This window comes from Serratia sp. NA_13 (assembly GCF_052691735.1).
Map to the genome: position 1 here is coordinate 97,502 of NZ_JBQZFV010000005.1, position 20,468 is coordinate 117,969.

A 20,468-nucleotide genomic window follows, 5' to 3' on the forward strand; every position below is an offset into this window, starting at 1 on the left:
GAGTGCCGCAGGCAGGGTAAACTCAACGGATCCCGCTCGAAATGGCCGGCGTTTTTGATGATGCGCGTAACACATGTCCGATTTCATCATGACTGAAAATAATCGAGTGATGGTTACAGGCCAAAGACTGGATATGCAAATGACGGCAAATCGATGACAGTCCGTTGTCTGCAATTGCCAGCAGTTCTTGCCCATCCCCTTGTTCGGTCATACTCAAATTCACATCCTCCGTGGCTTTCAATAGCGTGACCTGCGAGTGCAGTAACGGCCCGCTGAGAGTTTCCTTGTTCAGGGATAACTCAGTCGGCTCCGCCCGTAACGCCCTGTCGGCGGCTTCACCTTCTATGCCCAACATCACCAGCATGGCTGCCAGCAGGCCAGGCTCGCTGCGGATTTGGAAGTCCGTTTGATAAAAGGTGTCCAGCAAGAAGACCTGAATGTCACGAACCCCTCTGTTTTCAAGCTGTGCCGCCATTTCAAGGGCAATCAAACCCCCGAGCGACCAACCCAACAGGCGCACTGGGCGGGCAGGCGACAGCTTCATATGGTCGAGATAATGTGACGCCAACTCGCGTAATGACGTGATGTGCGGGTGGATAAACAGGTTGTAATTGTTAATGCCAAGAACGTTAAAGTCCCCCTCCAGTGAACTGGCCAGATCGTGATAAATTTCGCAACCGGTGACTGCAGGGTGAACCATCCAGATATCATCGGCAGCCACGGTTCGGTTTAGGCGCAGTATCTGCTTAAAGGTAAAGTTGGTGTGATTGAGACGGGCCAATAACTGCTGCAGTGGCGCAGCCACTGGCGGGGCAGCGGCGTCAGGTCCCTTTTCGGCGGCCAGCGCACAGGCCTGGGCGCGCAACGTGGGGTGAGCAAACAAGGTTTTTATCACCACCGGATAACCACGGCGCTTCAGTTTGACCAACAGTTGGATGGCATGCAGCGAATGTCCACCGAGTTCAAAGAAATCATCATCCAGACCAATCTGCGTGACACCGAGCAATTCGCTCCACAAGCCCGCAAGCAACTGCTCCTGCGCCGTTTGCGGTACTTGATGCTGTCGCGAAACCTGCTTAGCCGGTGCGGGGGCAGGCAAAGCCTTGCGGTCCAGTTTGCCGTTGGGGGAAAGTGGCAAAGCCTTCAGCCTGATAAAGCTGGAAGGCACCATAAAATCCGGCAAATGCCGTTGTAGTTGACCACGCCACTGCGCTGAACCTATGTTCTCGTCTGGCGCCACCACATAGGCCACCAGACGTTTTCCGCCGTGTTCATCTTCTCTTGCCAGTATTGCGGCATCTTCGACCCCTTCACACTGTCGTAGCTGTTGCTCTATTTCACCCAGCTCAATGCGTACCCCATGGATCTTGACCTGGAAATCATTTCTCCCCAGATATTCGATGTTGCCATCCGGCAGCCAGCGGGCGAGATCGCCGGTTTTATACAAACGGGCCTGGGGATCGTGACTGAATGGGTCAGCAATAAAGCGCTCGGCGTTTAACTCGGGACGATTCAGATAGCCACGAGCGACCTGAATACCGCCAATATGCAGCTCGCCGGCAATACCGGGCGGTAGCGGCTGTAACCGAGAGTCCAAAATATGGAGCTGCGTATTGGCGATTGGCTTGCCGATCGGCACCAGCGCTCGCTCATCGTCTGGCATGCATTGCCAACTGGAGACATCCACTGCCGCTTCTGTCGGGCCATAAAGATTGTGTAGCTCTGCATGTGGCAACTGCTGCAAACAACGCTGTACCGTGGCCAAAGGCAAGGCTTCACCGCTGCATATTATGCGGCGTAAGGGGGCGCACTGTGCCATTTCGCCATGGCGTAAAAATAATTGCAGCATCGAGGGGACAAAATGCAGTGTGGTGACCTGGTGCTGAGCAATGCAGGCACCAAGGTAATCGGGATCTTGATGGCCGCCAGGTTTGGCAATCGCCAGACGGGCACCCACCATCAATGGCCAAAAGAATTCCCAGACCGAAACATCGAAGCTGAACGGGGTTTTTTGCAGCACCACGTCGTCGTGCGTCAGAGGATAGGCTTGTTGCATCCAGAGCAGACGGTTGATGACACCCCGATGTTCATTCATCACCCCTTTGGGTTTCCCCGTTGAGCCGGAGGTGTAAATCACATAGGCCAGACTGCGCTGCGGGTCGTCAGCCAGCGGCGCAAGATTACTCTTGGGTTCCTGTTGCCACAGATGACTATCGTGCTGCAGGTGCAGACGCGGAATAACGATGTCACGGATTGAATGCAATGCCTGCTCTCCGGCTTCGTCGATCAACACGTATTTCGCGCCGCAGTCCTGCAACATATGTCGTAAACGATCTTGCGGATAGTCGGGGTCGATCGGCACATAGGCTGCGCCTGATTTCAAAATAGCATACAGGGCCATCACCATTTCCGGGCTGCGGTTGACGCAAACCGCGATGCGATCATCAGGCTGTATTCCTTGCTGGCGTAGAAAACCGGCAAATTGGTTAGCCTGCTGGTTCAATTGCAAATAACTTGTCTGCTGCTGCTCATAGCAAATTGCTGGGGCGTTCGGCGTACGCAATACCTGTTGTTCTAAAAATTGGTGAATGCCCTGCGGCATGACCCAAGATTGTTGCGTGTTATTCCATTCGTGGAAAATATGTTGATGCTCAGCGGGAAGCAACAGCGGCAGTTGCTCCAGTGGTAAATTGGCATCGCCTTCCAACAGATTATCGAGCATTTGCACGATGCGGCTGGCAATGCGCTCACCGTCCTGGTGGCTAAACCAGGCCTGGTTGAGGTTGAACTCCAGCACCGGATCATCGCCCGGATGGTAGTGACGCAGGTAAATGCCTAATGGCAGTTGCTCATAGCCATGGTGCATGTTCTCGACCTTGAATTGGCTTCCTTCCAGTTCAATATCGGTTGGGAAAACCTCCAGAGAAAAACTGATATCAAAAAGCTGGCGTCGCCCTTGTTGATGCAGGTTCAGTTGGCGGTTGAGGTCGGCGATGGGGAAGCGCTGGTGGCGATAGCATTTGCGCAGTTCACTGCCCACTTGTTGCAGCAGGTGGGCAAAGGGTTGCTGTAAGTCGACGTTAATATTGAGCGGGATCATGGAGGAGAACATACCCAGCGTCTGCTTATGATCGCTGGTGCTGCGGTTATGCACCGGGACACCCAAGGTGACGCTGTCCACCTGCCAAATCCGTGCGAACCAACTGGCCAGCAGTGCCACCATAAAGTGCATTGCTGAACCGCCGTGATGAGCCGCATATTGCTCTAATCGCAGGAAACGTTGTTGTGGTAAGCGCTTGATGATTTGGGTGCTGGGATAGGTTTGTTGCTCGGTGTAATTTTGTCGCCGTTCTAAAACTGAGGGGGGCGCTGCTGCGAAACGTTCGAGCCACCAGTCGCGGTCGCGCTGATAGCGGGACGATTGAAGATAGGCCTGGTCGTTGGCCACGAAATCACGGTAGCGTGAGTTGCTGGCATCACCTTTTTCTCCCATTTTTAATTGCTTATAGCGATCCATGATCATGCGACTTAATAACGAGATCGAGGTGCCATCCGCAATCAGGTGGTGGGAGGCCAATAGCCATAACGTCGTGGAGTCATCGATCTTGGCTAAATGGCAACGCCAGAGCAGATCTTCATACAGTTGATATGGCTGGATAAACATTTCACGCAGGTGGTTATGCGCCTGGCTGGCGGCATCTTCCCGCTGTGAAAAATCGTGGTAGTGAAGCTCAATGGATTTTTGAGGTAGCGACCGCTGTGTAACGCCTTGCGGCGTTTCCTGTAGGGCGGTCTGCAATGCATCGTGCTGTTGCTGTACGTATTGGATGGCTTGTTTAAACAGAGGGAATGAGATTTCCCGTTCTACACGCCATAAGCATCCGACATTATAAAGTGGAATATCAGGGTTTAAACTTTGATCAAGCCATACGGCCTGTTGTACCGTCGTGAGAGAATAAGCAGACACGGAAACACCTCCATAAATATATGAAAGAATCGACTTAAATAAATGAGCAGTCGGTAAGTACTCGAACATTATAAAAGGTGATGGTGAATTAGCCCAATTTAACATTAACTATTTTTAACGATCTGATGTAATTATATTTATTTAATTCATTTTGTTTTTAATGTTTTGCTTGGTATGTTTTTTTAAATGTCATTAATCAGGAGATGAAAAATAGGATTTCGTGGTTTGGAATGCGACATTCATCACCTTCCGGAAAGCCCTTTCCTTTAAGGTTTTTTGGCTTTTAATTGTTTTTTTTCAATGTGTTGATTTTTATTTTTTTGCGGTTTTTTACAGTGATGGTATGGGTGCCTATCTCGGTCTTGGTAGCTGAATTTCACGTCAATGGTCCATCTTCAAACCTGCCGAAAGGTAATTGGCTGTCGGAAACATAACGCTAATCTACAGTGGCCCTAATGATATATTATTTGGAAATAAATAATAATTTTTTCCAATAATTTTATTTTTGAGTTTACTTATCACGGATGGTTGTTTTGAGTGTGAAGATAGGGTGACATTTAAATTAAATTGGAATGAATTCTTTGTGCCTATAATAAGTCAATTCGCTGCGCTCGGGGATAAAGCTATTATTAATAATAGGGCCATGTCGGTATGGCCCTTATCATCCGCCTCTGTCAGATACTTGCGGCGGTCTTGATCAGTTCCACCAACAACGGGGAAAGCTCGTTACGTAATGCCGCCCGTTCAGACTGGAACAGCGTGGCGGCGTAAAAACTGTGCCCTGGCAACTCGACCGAACGCACGTCACCTTCGCTGTCGTGGCCGCTGATAATCAGCGGATGCTGCTGTAGGTCGGCGACAAATTCCGGGTTAACGCCGAAGTTGCAGTGGTAACCTTCGTGCGTTTCCAGCTTGCCGTAGGCTCGTGCGGTCAGCGTATTGGGTTGGAAAAGAATGGTGCCGCTTTTTTCGACCAGCGAACAGCTCAGTGGAGCAATCACCAGCCTGCCGCCAAGGTCGGTTTCCGCATGTCCGGCATCATGCCATCCCATGACGTTGCGGGCGTATTCCACAATAGCATACTGGAAGCCACCGCAGGAGCCGAGGAAAGGGATATTCTGCTCCCGGGCATGGCGGATGGCCATAAAGGCACCGTCGTCATGATTATAGGGGCTGCCGGGTACCACCCAGATCGCATCATAGTCTTGCAGTACCGAAGTGGTGGTAATGGTTTCTGTGGGCAGCCAGTGGGATTGGATATCGACATTAAGGTGGCTGGCGGTAAGCTGGAGAGCAATAGGGATGGCCTGGTGGGAAATGGCTTCGGGTTTGTAGTCACCGACCAGAGCAATGCGGACTTGAGATTTCATCATTTCCTTTTCCTGTGCGGGTAAAAAAGGATATTACAGTAAAGCCGATCGTCAATCCGCAGTTTTATAAGTAGGGCGCACGAAAAAGCCCGGCGTTGGCCGGGCTTGGAAAATCAGGTGTTGGCTCAATACAGCGAGGGGGTACCGGCCGGTCGGGTTTTGAAGCGACGATGCAGCCACATATACTGCTCAGGGGCGCGCATGATCTCTTTTTCCACCACTTTATTCATGTAAGCCGCGGCGGCGACTTCGTCGCCGATGGGGTAATTTTCCAGTGCCGGTTGGATCAGCAGATCATAACCCCGACCTTTCTCGCGACGAATCAGAACCACCGGTACCAGCGCCGGTTTGGCCATACGTGCCAGCATATAGGTCCCACTGGTGGTGGCGGCCTGATCGACGGCGAACAACGGAGCGAATACGCTGCCGCGTGGGCCGTAGTCTTGATCCGGAGCGAACCATACGGCTTCGCCGCGCTTAAGAGCCTGAACCATACCGCGCAGGTCTTTGCGATCGAGCATCGCCTTGTTGGAACGCATGCGGCCTTTAGTTTGCGCCCATTCCATCGCTTTGTTGTTGTGCGGGCGGTACATCGCCATCATCGGCTGGCACAGCCCCATGGCACGGCCACCCAACTCCAGAGACATAAAATGCACGCCAATCACCAGCACACCGCGTTGGTTTTGCTGTGCCGCTTTCAGATGATTGATACCGGAAACGTTGAACCAGCGCTTAACGCGTTTATCTGACCAGAACCAGGCCATGCCGGTTTCCAGCAGGCCCATGCCGAGGGATTCGAAGTTACCTGTCACTTTGCGCTCGCGCTGCGCCACGTCCATGTCTGGGAAACAGAGTTCCAGGTTACGGCGAGTAATGGAAACCCGGCGTTTCAGGAAGTGCATCGAGGTGCGGCCCATCCATATACCGAGCTTGTGCAGCAGCGGGTAGGGGAGTTGAACCAGTAAGAACAGACAGCCCAGCCCGAACCAGGTAAACCAGTAGCGAGGATGTAGCAGGGCCATTTTGAATTTTTGCGGACGCTTCATATGAACTCATTTATGCATTAAAAGGGGCAGCAATCTGTAACGCACAAGGATCCACTCAATTGCGTTACGACCATTCAGACACCCAGACATCACTATCGTTTAGCCAGATTCCATAATTGACCAAATCTTTACACTCGAAGGGCGGTTCGTGCTGCTATCAGGCTTCGGAGGGATGGCTGCAGGCCCGCGAAGGCGGCTCCAGGAATGTATATTGTAACACACAATACGGCCTGATAAGGAGGATTGGCATGCGAATATTCTCATTCGCATTGGGCTGCTTTTGATAAAACACCAGAGAAGAAAAAGGCGCCGCCTCTTGCGAGGTTGCGCCTTTTCAACATGCCAACTGACTAGTATCAGTTCATGCCGTATTTTTTCAATTTCTTACGCAGCGTACCGCGGTTGATGCCCATCATCAGGGCTGCACGGGTCTGGTTGCCACGGGTGTATTGCATCACCATGTCCAACAGTGGCTGTTCAACTTCAGCCAATACCAGCTCATACAGATCGTTAACGTCTTGACCATTCAGTTGAGCAAAATAGTTCTTCAGTGCTTGTTTCACCGAGTCACGCAGAGGCTTTTGAGTCACTTGGTCCTGTGAGTTCACGGTAGAAACGGTCAGTACGTCAGAATTTACGCGTTGTTCGAACATAGTTCTGTCAGCTCTTTTTTGTTACGCAAGATTTTCGAAATATGCCTCCAACGCCTCCAGCTGTTCGCTGGCATCCTCTATGGCGTTGAATGTGCGCCGAAACTGGTCATTCGGGGCGTGCTCCTGGAGATACCAGGATACGTGCTTACGAGCAATCCGGAATCCCTTGCCTTGGCCGTAAAAGCCGTGCAATTCCCGAATATGCCCTATCAACAAACGCTTAACCTCGCCAAGTGGCGGAGGGGGCAGCAGTTCCCCAGTGTCCAGATAATGCTGGATTTCCCGGAAGATCCAGGGTCTCCCCTGAGCAGCGCGGCCTATCATCAGGGCATCAGCCCCAGTGTAGTCGAGCACTGCTCTGGCTTTATGCGGGTCAGTAATGTCGCCATTCGCGATAATCGGAATGGAAACACTCTGCTTAACTGCCCGAATGCTGTCGTACTCCGCGTCGCCGTTGAACAGGCAGGCACGGGTTCGGCCATGAATAGTCAGGGCCTGTATACCACAGTCTTCGGCCAGTTGGGCAATCTCTACACAGTTACGGTGTTCGGGTTCCCAGCCGGTACGGATCTTAAGTGTTACCGGCACATCCACAGCGTTAACTACCGCGTGGAGGATCTGTTTAACCAGATCCGGGTACTGCAGCAAGGCAGACCCTGCAAGCTTCCGGTTCACTTTCTTGGCCGGGCACCCCATATTGATGTCGATGATCTGTGCACCACTGGCCACGTTAATACGTGCCGCGGCGGCCATATCATCCGGATCGCATCCGGCAATCTGCACGGAACGGATCCCTGGTTCATCGCTATGGACCATACGCAGACGCGACTTATCCGTCCGCCACACCTCCGGATTGGAGGAGAGCATTTCGGATACAGCCATTCCAGCACCCATTGCATGACATAGGGCTCTAAATGGGCGATCTGTAATGCCGGCCATCGGGGCCGCAATCAAGCAATTTGTAAGCTGGTGGTGTCCAATGCGCATAGACAAAGAGTAACCATACTGTGTCCGCAAGGGCGCGTATATTACGCATTTTTGCGTTGAGATGAAAGGCCAAACTTTGACCAATCAGGCGCTATTCGGCAATAAAAATGCACCTCGTCAGGATCTATGAAAATATTATATATATTTAACAATGAGTTGAAGAGAAATGGTCGATTAGTGCTCGATAAAATATTCCCAACACGACAGAATTTTATCTGTAATGAGTCTCGATTCAGCTGGATATCGGCAGCAATATAGGCCATTTGTCAGGGTATTGCGTTGAGAAGGGGCACAATTACGCTGAAATCACAGGGGAAATATTTCGGCTGGAAATGGATTTATTAGTCGATGATAACGCGGCCGTTCAGCGCCTGTAGCGGACGATTGTTTGCATGATGAACTACGGTGGAATTGGGCGATCTGCTCGGCAGAAGCGGTGACAAACTTATCCAGCACCATCCAGCTTAACCTTTCGGAGCAAGGGGGCGTAGTCAGCAAGGCGGTTTGATCGACGGCGGTCGGCATCTGCCGCCAGGCCTGCGCTTGCAGCAGAATACACTCGCTTTTTATCAGGATAAATCAGTAGAATCACGGCGCGAAAAAAAACCACCGCAACTTGTTAAGTTATCGGTGGTTTTTAGCAAGACAAATAGGGAATTATTTACGTTGACCGGTAATTCGGCACCATTCCTCGCGTTCGGCTACCGGGTCGAGCGTGAATTTATCTTCATAGGCTTGCGCCACGCTCGCTGCTTGGGTGGCCAGCACTCCGGACAGGCCCAGATAACCGCCGGATTTTGGCAGGCAGCCGATCAGCGGGGCCAGCTCACGCAATGGACCGGCCAGAATATTGGCGACGACCACGTCGGCCAGCAGATCGGCAGGTTGGTCTTTTGGCAGATAAAGCTCCAGACGCTCTGAAACGCCGTTACGCTGCGCGTTGTCGCGACTGGCCTGAATGGCCTGGGGATCGATATCAATGCCGATAGCGCGCGCTGCACCGAGCTTCAGGGCGGCAATCGCCAGGATGCCGGAACCGCAACCGAAGTCGATAATGGTCTTACCGGCCAGATCCAGGCCATCGAGCCACTGCAGACACAGCGCCGTCGTTGGGTGGGTGCCGGTACCAAACGCCAGACCTGGGTCGAGCATCACGTTAACCGCATCCGGCTCGGGCACGTCACGCCAGCTTGGGCAGATCCACAGACGTTCGCCGAAACGCATTGGGTGGAAGTTGTCCATCCACTCGCGCTCCCAGTCTTTGTCTTCCAACTGTTCGATTTTGTGGCGGAAACCAACGCCCAGCAGCGGATGCTGTTCCAGCATTGCCACCACTTCTACCATATCGGTTTCAGCATCATACAGCCCGATCACATCGGTATCGCCCCACAGCAGGGTTTCGCCCGGCAGCGGTTCGAACACCGGATTGTCGTGGGTGTCCTGAAAGGTCACCGATACTGCGCCGCTTTCAACCAGCGCGTCGCTCAGGTCTTCTGCCTGGCTGCCGGTGGTGTTTAGTTTGAGTTGGATCCAAGGCATAACAATTCTCTTTTAAGAGGGTAATGATGACGCCGTCCGGCGTTTTTCGCCGACGAGGTTACCGATATAAAACGCCAGCAGGCTAAGCAGCAACGAAGGCACAATAGGGTGCAACCCTGCCAGTTGCAGCTTGAAGCTGGCCAATAGCGTATAGCATACCGCACCCGTCACCATTGAGCTAAGTGCTCCCTGTGCGTTGGCGCGTTCCCAGTACAGGCCCAGCACCAGTGGCCACAGGAATACCGCCTCCAGACCGCCGAACGCCAGCAGGTTCAGCCAGATGATCATTTCCGGTGGTCGCCATGCCGCCAGCAGCACCAAAAGCCCGAGGATTAACGTGGTCAGGCTGGAGAAGCGTTTAATCAGGCGTTCGTTCTGCATTTGCTGCGGGCGTACGCCAAGGTAGAGATCTTTAATAATAGTGGCGGAAGATTGCAGCAGTTGGGCATTAATGGTCGACATGATGGCCGCCATCGGTGCGGCCAGGAAGATGCCGGCGGCATACGGTGGCAGCACGGTGATCATCAGCGTTGGGATCACCTGATCGGGGATCTTCAGATCCGGCAACACCGCGCGGCCCAGAGCACCGGCCAGGTGCATACCGAACATCAACACCGCTACTACCATGGTGCCGAGGATGATGCCGCGGTGTACTGCCTTACTGTCTTTGTAAGAGATGCAGCGAACCGCAGTATGCGGCAGGCCAATCACGCCAAAGCACACCAGGATCCAGAATGAGGCCATAAACGGCAGGCTGAGGATCTGCTCACCCCCCTGCGGCGACACCAGCGCCGGGTCAATCTGCTGGAGTTTGTCCACTGCGCTGTGCAGACCACCGGCGGCGTGGATCACCGCCACCAGCAACAGCACGGTGCCGATCAACATCACCAGGCCCTGCATGGCATCGTTCAGCACGCTGGCACGAAAGCCGCCAAAGGCGGTATATAGCGCGATGCTGATGCCAAAGATCAGCAGGCCGGTGTCGTAAGGGATGCCGGCAGCGGTTTCCAGCAGGCGCGCGCCGCCGATAAACTGCACCGTCATGGCCCCCAGGAACGCCACCAACAAACTGAGACTGGCCAACCAGACCAGCAGACGGCTTTGATAGCGGCCGTACAGCATGTCGTTTAAGGTGATGGCGTTGTAGCGGCGCGCCAGAATGGCGAATTTCTTGCCCAACACCCCGAGCGACAACCATACCGCCGGTAGTTGGATCATCGCCAGCAGTACCCAGCCAAGGCCATATTTATAGGCCGCACCGGGGCCACCGATAAACGAACTGGCACTGATATAGGTCGCGGTCAGCGTCATGGCCAGCACGAAGCCACCCATCGATCGGCTGCCCAGGAAGTACTCGCTAAGAAAGTTGCCGGTCTGACGGCGGCTGTAAGCGTAGACCGACAGCCCGAATACCAGTACCAGATAGGCGACCAGCGGCAAAATGACTTCAGTTTGCATCGCCGTCCTCCAGTGAAATATCACGGAATATGCCGCGTACCATCAGCCAGCACAGGCCGATAAACAGCAGTGGCACCAATAAACAGGCCATTTCGAACCAGTGCGGCAGGCCGGTAATACCAGATGCGCTGTCTGGTAGATAGGCCGCCAACGACCAGGCCAGCAAGTAGAGCAGCGTCAGGCCGAGTGCCCACCGTGCTTCGCGATGGGCTTGAATAAAACGAGTTTCCATCAGTGTCCCCAATATATCCGTCATGCTTCAAGCTGCCTCAGCGTTGGCTTTCCTCGTTCACCCCAGTCACTTACCTGAGTAAGCTCCTGGGGATTCACTGCGTTGCCGCCTTGATGCAACTCGAATTATTTTGGCTATACCCTATACCAATGGCCGAGAATTTTACGGCAAGGCATCGGTTTGCCAAGTCGTATACCTTGTCGGCAATAATAAAGAAAAAGGCCGGTGATTAGCCGGCCTTCTGTCAGGCGAGGTGGATTGCCTGCCTTAGGTTTCCTGCAGACCGAGCTTCTTCTCCAGATAGTGGATGTTGGTACCACCATGCTGGAAGTTTTCGTCGCTCATGATCCGCTGCTGCAGTTCAACGTTGGTTTTGATGCCATCGATGATCAACTCAGCCAGGGCGTTCTTCATGCGGGCAATCGCCACGTCACGGTTTTCACCGTAAGTGATCAGTTTGCCGATCATGGAATCATAGTACGGCGGTACGGTATAACCGGCGTAAATATGAGATTCCCAACGCACGCCGAAACCGCCTGGCGCATGGAAACGGGTGATCTTGCCTGGGCTTGGCAGGAAGGTGTTCGGGTCTTCGGCGTTGATACGGCATTCCACCGCATGGCCGTGAACCTTCACTTCATCCTGTTTGATCGACAGCGGCTGACCGGCAGCGATACGCAGCTGCTCTTTGATCAGATCCACGCCGGTGATCATTTCGGTAACAGGGTGTTCAACCTGAATACGGGTGTTCATTTCGATGAAATAGAACTCACCGTTTTCGTACAGGAACTCGAAAGTACCCGCACCGCGGTAACCGATCTCAATACAGGCTTTCGAGCAGCGCTCGCCGATGTAACGGCGCATTTCGCTGGTGATGCCTGGTGCTGGTGCCTCTTCAACCACTTTCTGATGACGACGCTGCATGGAGCAGTCGCGCTCGGCCAGATAGATGGCGTTGCCCTGGCCGTCTGCCAAAATCTGAATTTCGATGTGGCGTGGGTTTTCCAGGTATTTTTCCATGTAAACCATGTCATTGTTGAAAGCCGCTTTGGCTTCAGCTTTGGTCATGGAAATGGATTGTTCGAGGTCTTTGTCGCTGCGCACAACGCGCATGCCGCGGCCGCCGCCGCCGCCAGATGCCTTGATGATCACCGGGTAGCCGATGCGCTTGGCGAAGGCACGGTTTTTATCCATGTCGTCGGTCAGCGGGCCATCAGAGCCTGGTACGCAAGGCACGCCGGCTTTCTTCATGGCGTTGATGGCAGAAACCTTGTCGCCCATCAGGCGGATGGTTTCGGCTTTCGGGCCGATGAAGATAAAGCCGGAGCGTTCGATCTGCTCGGCGAAGTCGGCGTTCTCAGACAAGAAGCCGTAACCCGGGTGGATCGCCACTGCGCCAGTGATTTCTGCCGCAGAGATGATAGCCGGGATATTCAGATAGCTTTTTACCGATGGCGCAGGACCGATACATACGGTCTCGTCAGCCAGCAGTACGTGTTTCAGATCGCGATCGGCTGTGGAATGCACGGCAACGGTTTTGATACCGAGCTCTTTACAGGCACGAAGGATACGAAGCGCGATCTCGCCACGGTTGGCGATAACAATTTTATCAAGCATGTTCGCCTCGTTATTCGATGACGACCAGTGGCTCGTCAAATTCTACCGGTTGGCCGTTCTCTACCAGGATGGCTTTCACCACGCCGGATTTATCCGCTTCGATCTGGTTCATCATTTTCATGGCTTCAACGATGCACAGCGTGTCGCCGGCATTCACTTTCTGGCCAACTTCGATGAAGGCTTTCGCATCCGGGCTTGGCGTGCGGTAGAAGGTGCCGACCATTGGAGAACGAACGATGTGGCCACTCATGGCCGCTGGTGCTGCAGGAGTTTCGGCTGGCGCTGCAGCAACGGCAGTAGCCAGTGCTGGCTGCGGCTGTGCCGGCATTGCGTATGCCTGCGGCATCATTGGGTAAGCCTGTGCCGGGGCGGCACGGCTGATGCGAACTGACTCTTCGCCTTCAGAGATTTCCAGTTCAGAAATACCTGATTCTTCAACCAGTTCGATCAGTTTCTTGATTTTACGAATATCCATGAGTGTGATTCCGTACTCTTTTTGCGTAGCAATTAGTGGGTTTTCGACAGACGGTTAACCGCTGCCTGTAAAGCAAATGTGTAGCCATCTGCGCCGAGGCCGCAAATCACACCCACCGCAATATCGGAAAGGTAGGAGTGATGACGGAAAGGCTCTCGGGCATGCACGTTGGAGAGGTGGATCTCGATAAACGGGATCTGCACCGCCAGCAATGCATCGCGCAGCGCCACGCTGGTATGCGTGAACGCGGCAGGGTTGATAAGTATAAAATCTGTGTTGCCGCGTGCCTGATGTATGCAGTCGATAAGCGCATGTTCAGCGTTAGACTGCAGATGGCTCAGGGTAATATCCAGTGCGGATGCCTGGTTTTCCAATCCGTTAACAATCTCTGTTAGCGTCGTGCTGCCGTACTTCTCCGGTTCACGCGTCCCCAGCAGATTCAGATTGGGGCCGTTCAGAAGCAAAATGTGAAACTTATCCGCCATTGTGCTGGTATCTCCGGCAATAAAACCATCATCGTAGAAAATAACCCGATGTCACCGATTTGTCACCTGTTAAGGAGAAAATTCACCCTGAGAACAGAAACAAGGTCGGGCATTATAACGATATCGTAGCAATTCGCAGCTAAATACTGGTCTTATCAGCGAAGATATTCAACCCAAAACCTGCAAACTGGTGAGAGTGTTATCGCATTATGAGGGGTAGAACACAGAAAAGTTCCGCCTTTTAACGCCACCAATTGCGGAATTTCTTGTAGCGCAGCGCCAGTAGCACGACGGCCAGCAGGGCATAAATGAAGGGCTGTGGTGAAAAGGTTTTGACCGACCACAGGTAATGAATCGGCGCCAGGATGGCCACCAGATACACCAGATTATGTAGCGTCTGCCATTTGCCCCCCAGTTTGCGCATGGCCCACAACGTCGAGGTTGCCGCCAACGCCAGCAGGATCAGCCAGCTGATAATGCCGAGCGTCAGGTAAGGGCGGGTAACCAGCTCACGCCCCAGCAGGCCAATATTGCTCAGCCCCAATTCAAGCGTAGAATAGCTTATCAGATGCAGCGTGCCCCAGGCAAAACACCACAGTCCCACCAGACGGCGGCAACGGAGCAGCAGCGGCTGGCGGGTATAGCGTGCCAGTGGGGCGATCATTAAGGTTGCCAGCAACAGTTTCAGCGTCATCCTGCCGGTAAAGTGCTGGATATCCTTGGCCGGATCGGCGCTGAACCAACCCTGATCCACCGACAGCACCAGCCAGAGAAAGGGCAAAAATGCCGCCAGATAAATGGCGATTTTGATCCCTTTGATATGAGTTGGAGTCAAACGCACTTAGAAATTCTCCCGTAGATCCAGGCCGCGGTACAGCGATGCGACTTGCTCGGCATAACCATTAAACAGCAGGGTGGGTTGGCGTTTAACGTCCAGAATACCGCCTGAGCCGATGAAACGCTCGGTAGCCTGCGACCAGCGGGGGTGATCGACGTGCGGATTCACGTTGGCATAAAAGCCGTATTCATTAGGTGCCGACTCATTCCAGGTGGTGGGGGGCTGCTCGCGCACCAGGCGGATATGGACGATCGACTTTATCCCCTTAAAACCGTATTTCCATGGAGTGATCAAGCGCAGCGGCGCACCATTCTGCGGTGGCAATGTTTTGCCGTACACGCCGACGGTCAGCAGCGCCAGCGGGTTCATTGCCTCGTCGAGACGCAGCCCTTCGACATACGGATACTTCAACCCGCCGCCGATAAAGCGGTCTTTCTGGCCGGGCATCTGCTCCGGGTCGTACAACGTCTGGAAGGCGACGTAACGCGCGTTGCTGTTGGGTTCTGCCAGCTTGAGCAGTTTACCCAATTCAAAGCCAATCCACGGCACAACCATCGACCAGGCTTCAACGCAGCGCATGCGATAGATGCGTTGTTCCAGCGGGAAGCGTTTGATTAAATCATCGATGTCCAGCGTGATCGGTTTGGCGACTTCGCCGTCGATGCGTACCTGCCAACCTTCGGTTTTCAACCCGCCGGCATTGGCTGCTGGATCGGCCTTGTCCAGACCGAATTCGTAGAAGTTGTTGTAGCCGGTGACTTTATCTTCCGGCGTCAAAGCCAGTTGGGCCTGCCAGGCGGCAGGTTTGCTGAACTCCAGCGGTTTACCGGGAGGTGCCTTGGGCCGATCGTGGCCTTTAAACCATGACAGCAAATCGGCCTGCGCATTAAGCGGCAGGGCCAGGGATGCGGCGGTGATGCCCAACGCCTGTAACACTTTACGCCGCTGATAAAATACGCTTTCGGGCGTGACATCGGCCTCAGTTAATTTACGTTGTTTGCTCATGGTATTTTCTCCGCAATTTATGGTGTAAGCATGGCGTGAAACCAGGCCTTATGCGAGAGGCAGCGGGAAAATATGAAATTTCGCAGACGGGATAGGCCCCCGTTGGGGGGCCGTCAGACTCAGCGGATTTTTACCAGGGTGCGGCCGGTAACTTTGTTATCCAACAGTGCGGCAGCCGTGGCCGGTGTCTGTTCCAGCGTGATTTCCTGGGGGGCCTGTTGGTAAAAACTTTCCGGCAGGATACCGGCCAGGCGTTCCCAGGCGGTTTGACGGCGATGCAACGGAGTGTGTACCGAGTCGATACCTTGCAGACGAACATTGCGCAAAATAAATGGCATAACCGTGGTCGGCAGGTGATACCCACCGGCCAATCCACAGGCGGCGACCGTGCCGTTATAGTTCATTTGCGCCAAAACCCGCGCCAGCATAGTGTCGCCGACGCTATCTACCGCACCGGCCCACAGTTGCTTTTCCAGCGGGCGCGGAGCTTCGAGATAACCGTCACGCGACAGCACTTCCTTGGCGCCAAGCGCTTTCAGGTAATCGGTGTTGCTTTCACGGCCGCTAATGGCCGTAACGTGATAGCCCAGCGCTGCCAGAATAGCGACCGCCGTGCTGCCCACGCCACCGCTGGCACCGGTGACCAGAATGTCGCCGTCATCCGGGTGTATGCCACCTTCTTCCAGCGCCATCACGCACAGCATGGCGGTAAAGCCAGCGGTACCGAGGATCATCGCTTTACGCTCATCGAGTCCGTTCGGCAACGGCACTAGCCATTCCCCGGAGACTCGCGCCTGCTCAGCCAGACCACCCCAGTGGTTTTCACCCACGCCCCAGCCGGTAAGCACCACGCTTTGGCCTTCTTTAAAACGGTCGTCGCGGCTTTGGCGCACGGTACCGGCGAAATCGATTCCCGGTATCATTGGGAAGTTGCGCACGATTTTGCCTTTTCCGGTGATTGCCAATGCGTCTTTATAGTTAATGCTGGACCAATTAACGTCTACCGTGACATCGCCGTCGGGCAGTTGGTCGCTGCTGATATTTTTGACGCGAGCCAGAGTTTGATCGTCTTGTTGTTCCAATAACAGTGCACGCATGTCACTCTTCCTCTTGTTTGCAATTTTGTCATGGATGGCTGGGCCCGATTTAATTGACTATATGCATATAAGAAATTTATGTCCTGATAAAAGGCAAAAAATGGTGATTGAAGGTTTTCTTCGTTGATGATGCTTGGTAGTTTTAGCGGCATGAACTGCCGGCGATGATCTTCAAGGATACGCCAGCGACTAATTAAAAATCAGGGTATTGTGTTGGATTCATTTGAGCGAATTCGGGGCCTTTATACGACCAAAGGTGAAAATTCACGTAACCATAACGGACAAGGCACAGGGATGCGATTCACCTCCAAGCTCTCTGCATTGATCACCCTGCTTGTTGCTCTGGCGATGTTTTTGATGCTGTTGGGCTGCTCATACAGTTACTTCTATGTCACTCAGGAGAGGCTCGATCGCCGCTTCGATTCGCTGATGACCTCGCTCGATCAGGCGATGCTGCGTGGGTCTCCACAGGAACAGGAACAATGGTTACCGCTGGTGATGCGTCCGCTCGGTATCGTGGCCGTCAGCGTGGATACCAGCCGCAGTAACCTCCTTTCTTATCATCTGACAACGGTAAAACAGCCCTGGGAATCGCTCAACGGCTACCGGCAGGTTTCTCTGCCGCTGATGCAGCATCCCGGCGCTTCGCTACGCATTACCTATATTGAACCTTTCGCCAGCGACGTGCGTTCGTTGCAATCCACTGCGGCTGTCTCTTTGTCGATCGTCGTGATGGTGGTTATCTTGCTGTTCAGCCTGCGTTGGCTGCGCGATCAGGCCGACGGAGAGGACAGACTGGAGCGCCGTGCGCGCCGTATTCTTAACGGCGAACGAGAGAGCGTGATGCAGGGCGACGTGCGCGAATGGCCAGCGAACGTCAGTGGTGCGCTCGATCGCCTGTTGGCGGATCTGGCGGAAGCGCGCGAGGAGCGCAGCCGGGTCGATACTCTGATCCGCGCTTTCGCCGCGCAGGACGCCAAAACCGGGTTGAACAACCGATTGTTCTTTGATAACCAACTGACCACACAGCTGGAAGAGGAAGGTTCGCACGGCATTGTCATGATGGTGCGATTGCCGGATTTCGACACGCTGCGGGAAACCCACGGCAACAGTGCTGTGCAGGAACTGATGTATTCGCTGGTCAATCTGTTGTCGACTTTTGTGATGCGCTACCCGGCGGCGTTGTTGGCGCGCTATTTCCATAGCGATTTTACCGTGCTGTTGCCGCATCGCACGCTGAAAGAGGCGGATGGCATTGCTTCACAGTTGGTTCATGCCATTGACGCGCTGCCTTCAACGGCGCTTATCGATCGCGAGGCGTTTTTGCATATCGGTATTGTGGCCTACCGCAGCGGACAAAGCACCGAACAGGTGATTGATTATGCCGAGCAGGCCACGCGCCATGCCACGCTGCAGGGGGAAAACGGCTGGTATGTTTACGACAGTCAGGTGCCGGAAAAAGGGCGCGGCAGCGTTAAATGGCGCACTCTGTTGGAGCAGGTGCTGGCACGGGGCGGCCCACGGCTGTACCAGAAACCGGCGGTGACGGTGGCGGGGGAAGTTCATCACCGGGAGATCATGAGCCGGATATACGATGGCACCCAGGAACTGCTGCCATCCGAGTATATGCCGCTGGTACAACAGTTGGGTCTGGCGGAAAGCTACGACCGCCAGCACCTGAGTCGTATTCTTCCTTTACTGGCGCTGTGGCCTGAAGAAACGCTGGCATTTACGCTGTGCGTTGACTCATTATTGCAGCGCACTTTCCAGCGTTGGCTGCGTGATAGCCTGTTACAGTGTGAAAAAAGTCATCGTCGACGAATTCTGATTGAACTTGCAGAGGCAGACGTGTGTCAACATATCGACCGTTTGCGTCCGGTGCTGAGATTACTTTCAGGACTGGGGTGTCGTCTGGCTGTGTCCCAGGCGGGGTTAACCGTGGTTAGTACCTCCTATATCAAGTCCTTACCGGTGGAACTGGTCAAGCTCCATCCGGGTTTGGTGCGGAGTATTGATAAGCGGGATGAGAATCAACTGTTCGTTCAGAGCCTGACTGGTGCCTGTGAAGGGACCAGCACCCAGGTTTTTGCCGCCAGCGTGCGGACGCGTAATGAATGGCAGACCCTGAAAGATCGCGGGATCCTCGGCGGGCAGGGCGACTTTTTCGCGGCGCCGGAACCGATAGATGTAGGGTGTAAAAAATATTCGCATCGTTATCGCGTTTAACCTGAATGCCGGGCAAAAATTGACGTAGAATGAGCGCCAATTCATCTGGGCTATTTTATCTGTCTTTTTGGGATTATCCCCAAACTGCCTGCGACAATGACGCCTATTTGATATAGGCTCTTGTCAGTCCTTTTCTGTTGAGCGTTGGTAGGTACTTACCACCAACGGCAATCAGGGAATATGTTAGATTTTATGAGCTGTGTTACGCCGTTTCGTGCGCTGACAGGGTGGTAAACTGAGCCTTTGTTCAGGGAATTCAGGCCTCATCCAATTTCCGTGCATTCGAGCAGAAACAATACAGACTATTTTTCACCGAAGTAGAACATTTTTGCGCCTTGTCGCTGCTTCGTGTGGTTGGTAAAGTAGGCGGATTTTATTTTCCGCCCCCAGCTTGCAGGATTATCCTTTAGTTATGTTTAAGAAATTTCGTGGCATGTTTTCCAATGACTTGTCCATCGACTTGGGTACCGCCAATACCCTGATTTATGTTAAAGGGCAAGGCATTGTACTGAACGAACCTTCGGTGGTTGCCATTCGCCAGGATCGTGCCGGTTCACCCAAGAGCGTTGCGGCCGTGGGTCATGAGGCTAAACAGATGCTGGGGCGTACCCCCGGCAATATTGCGGCTATCCGTCCGATGAAAGACGGCGTTATCGCCGACTTTTTCGTGACTGAAAAAATGCTGCAGCACTTTATCAAACAGGTTCACAGCAACAGCTTCATGCGGCCAAGCCCGCGCGTGCTGGTGTGTGTGCCGGTCGGCGCAACTCAGGTTGAACGTCGTGCTATCCGCGAATCCGCCCAAGGGGCTGGTGCGCGTGAAGTGTTTCTGATTGAAGAGCCAATGGCTGCGGCAATCGGTGCAGGCCTGCCGGTTTCTGAAGCTACCGGTTCAATGGTGGTGGATATCGGTGGTGGTACTACCGAAGTGGCGGTGATTTCACTGAACGGTGTGGTCTACTCTTCTTCCGTGCGCATCGGTGGTGACCGTTTCGACGAAGCCATCATTAATTATGTGCGTCGTAACTATGGCTCACTGATTGGTGAAGCGACCGCCGAACGTATCAAGCACGGTATCGGCTCAGCTTATCCGGGCGATGAAGTTCATGAAATCGAAGTTCGCGGTCGTAACCTGGCCGAGGGCGTGCCGCGCGGCTTTACCCTGAATTCCAATGAAATCCTTGAAGCGCTGCAGGAACCGTTGACCGGCATCGTCAGTGCGGTGATGGTCGCGCTGGAACAGTGTCCGCCTGAACTGGCTTCCGACATTTCCGAACGTGGCATGGTGTTGACCGGCGGTGGCGCATTGCTGCGCAACCTGGATCGCCTGCTGATGGAAGAAACCGGTATTCCGGTCGTCGTGGCAGAAGATCCGCTGACCTGCGTAGCTCGCGGTGGCGGCAAGGCGTTGGAAATGATCGACATGCATGGCGGCGATTTGTTCAGCGAAGAATAGTCAGCCCCAGGAAGGAG

General features: G+C 53.7%; 16 protein-coding genes and 1 pseudogene. 2 read left to right on the forward strand and 15 right to left on the reverse strand.

Going from position 1 to position 20,468, the window contains the following annotated elements; translation table 11 throughout:
* Positions 1 to 22 precede the first annotated feature (22 nt).
* The 15 genes and pseudogenes from ACUTSU_RS10250 to acuI form a co-directional block, all read right to left on the reverse strand.
* Positions 23 to 3,967, reverse strand: coding sequence for an amino acid adenylation domain-containing protein (locus tag ACUTSU_RS10250; protein ID WP_445654112.1), 3,945 nt, complete (start codon positions 3,965 to 3,967; stop codon positions 23 to 25).
* Between the two features lie 674 nt (positions 3,968 to 4,641).
* Complete coding sequence (locus tag ACUTSU_RS10255) at positions 4,642 to 5,340, reverse strand: CTP synthase C-terminal region-related (seleno)protein (protein ID WP_445652118.1); 699 nt, start codon at positions 5,338 to 5,340, stop codon at positions 4,642 to 4,644.
* A 122-nt stretch (positions 5,341 to 5,462) separates the two neighbouring features.
* The gene (gene lpxP, locus ACUTSU_RS10260) at positions 5,463 to 6,383 is read right to left on the reverse strand and encodes a kdo(2)-lipid IV(A) palmitoleoyltransferase (protein ID WP_445652117.1); all 921 of its coding nucleotides are present in this window, start codon (positions 6,381 to 6,383) and stop codon (positions 5,463 to 5,465) included.
* Positions 6,384 to 6,739: 356 nt separating this feature from the next.
* Positions 6,740 to 7,036, reverse strand: coding sequence for a DNA-binding transcriptional regulator Fis (fis, locus tag ACUTSU_RS10265; protein WP_000462905.1), 297 nt, complete (start codon positions 7,034 to 7,036; stop codon positions 6,740 to 6,742).
* 21 nt (positions 7,037 to 7,057) lie between these two features.
* Positions 7,058 to 8,023 (reverse strand): tRNA dihydrouridine synthase DusB, encoded by a 966-nt coding sequence (gene dusB, locus ACUTSU_RS10270; protein ID WP_174354411.1) that lies wholly within the window; start codon positions 8,021 to 8,023, stop codon positions 7,058 to 7,060.
* 341 nt (positions 8,024 to 8,364) lie between these two features.
* Positions 8,365 to 8,566: pseudogene (locus ACUTSU_RS10275) on the reverse strand (carbonic anhydrase family protein); the annotation flags it as partial.
* 114 nt (positions 8,567 to 8,680) lie between these two features.
* A complete protein-coding gene (prmA, locus tag ACUTSU_RS10280) occupies positions 8,681 to 9,562 on the reverse strand; it encodes a 50S ribosomal protein L11 methyltransferase (RefSeq protein WP_445652116.1) in 882 nt (293 codons plus the stop codon).
* A gap of 12 nt (positions 9,563 to 9,574) precedes the next feature.
* A complete protein-coding gene (gene panF / locus ACUTSU_RS10285) occupies positions 9,575 to 11,020 on the reverse strand; it encodes a sodium/pantothenate symporter (protein WP_445652115.1) in 1,446 nt (481 codons plus the stop codon).
* Positions 11,010 to 11,252 carry a YhdT family protein gene (locus ACUTSU_RS10290; protein WP_445652114.1) on the reverse strand — a complete coding sequence of 81 codons (243 nt, stop codon included), beginning with the start codon at positions 11,250 to 11,252 and terminating at the stop codon, positions 11,010 to 11,012. The genes panF and ACUTSU_RS10290 overlap by 11 nt, the downstream gene beginning before the upstream one ends.
* A 267-nt stretch (positions 11,253 to 11,519) precedes the next feature.
* Positions 11,520 to 12,869 (reverse strand): acetyl-CoA carboxylase biotin carboxylase subunit, encoded by a 1,350-nt coding sequence (accC, locus tag ACUTSU_RS10295; protein ID WP_261112235.1) that lies wholly within the window; start codon positions 12,867 to 12,869, stop codon positions 11,520 to 11,522.
* A gap of 10 nt (positions 12,870 to 12,879) precedes the next feature.
* Complete coding sequence (gene accB, locus ACUTSU_RS10300) at positions 12,880 to 13,344, reverse strand: acetyl-CoA carboxylase biotin carboxyl carrier protein (protein WP_261431556.1); 465 nt, start codon at positions 13,342 to 13,344, stop codon at positions 12,880 to 12,882.
* 32 nt (positions 13,345 to 13,376) lie between these two features.
* The gene (gene aroQ / locus ACUTSU_RS10305) at positions 13,377 to 13,829 is read right to left on the reverse strand and encodes a type II 3-dehydroquinate dehydratase (RefSeq protein ID WP_012147111.1); all 453 of its coding nucleotides are present in this window, start codon (positions 13,827 to 13,829) and stop codon (positions 13,377 to 13,379) included.
* Between the two features lie 241 nt (positions 13,830 to 14,070).
* Positions 14,071 to 14,670, reverse strand: coding sequence for a protein-methionine-sulfoxide reductase heme-binding subunit MsrQ (gene msrQ / locus ACUTSU_RS10310; protein WP_445652113.1), 600 nt, complete (start codon positions 14,668 to 14,670; stop codon positions 14,071 to 14,073).
* Entirely contained in the window at positions 14,671 to 15,672 is a 1,002-nt protein-coding gene (msrP, locus tag ACUTSU_RS10315; RefSeq protein ID WP_445654113.1) for a protein-methionine-sulfoxide reductase catalytic subunit MsrP, read from the reverse strand. It abuts the gene before it with no gap.
* 119 nt (positions 15,673 to 15,791) lie between these two features.
* Positions 15,792 to 16,769 carry an acrylyl-CoA reductase (NADPH) gene (acuI, locus tag ACUTSU_RS10320; protein WP_445652111.1) on the reverse strand — a complete coding sequence of 326 codons (978 nt, stop codon included), beginning with the start codon at positions 16,767 to 16,769 and terminating at the stop codon, positions 15,792 to 15,794.
* A gap of 294 nt (positions 16,770 to 17,063) precedes the next feature.
* Here acuI and csrD point away from each other — a divergent pair, with 294 nt between their 5' ends.
* The gene (csrD, locus tag ACUTSU_RS10325) at positions 17,064 to 18,995 is read left to right on the forward strand and encodes an RNase E specificity factor CsrD (RefSeq protein WP_445652110.1); all 1,932 of its coding nucleotides are present in this window, start codon (positions 17,064 to 17,066) and stop codon (positions 18,993 to 18,995) included.
* 412 nt (positions 18,996 to 19,407) lie between these two features.
* Positions 19,408 to 20,451, forward strand: coding sequence for a rod shape-determining protein MreB (mreB, locus tag ACUTSU_RS10330; RefSeq protein WP_012147106.1), 1,044 nt, complete (start codon positions 19,408 to 19,410; stop codon positions 20,449 to 20,451).
* Positions 20,452 to 20,468 lie beyond the last annotated feature (17 nt).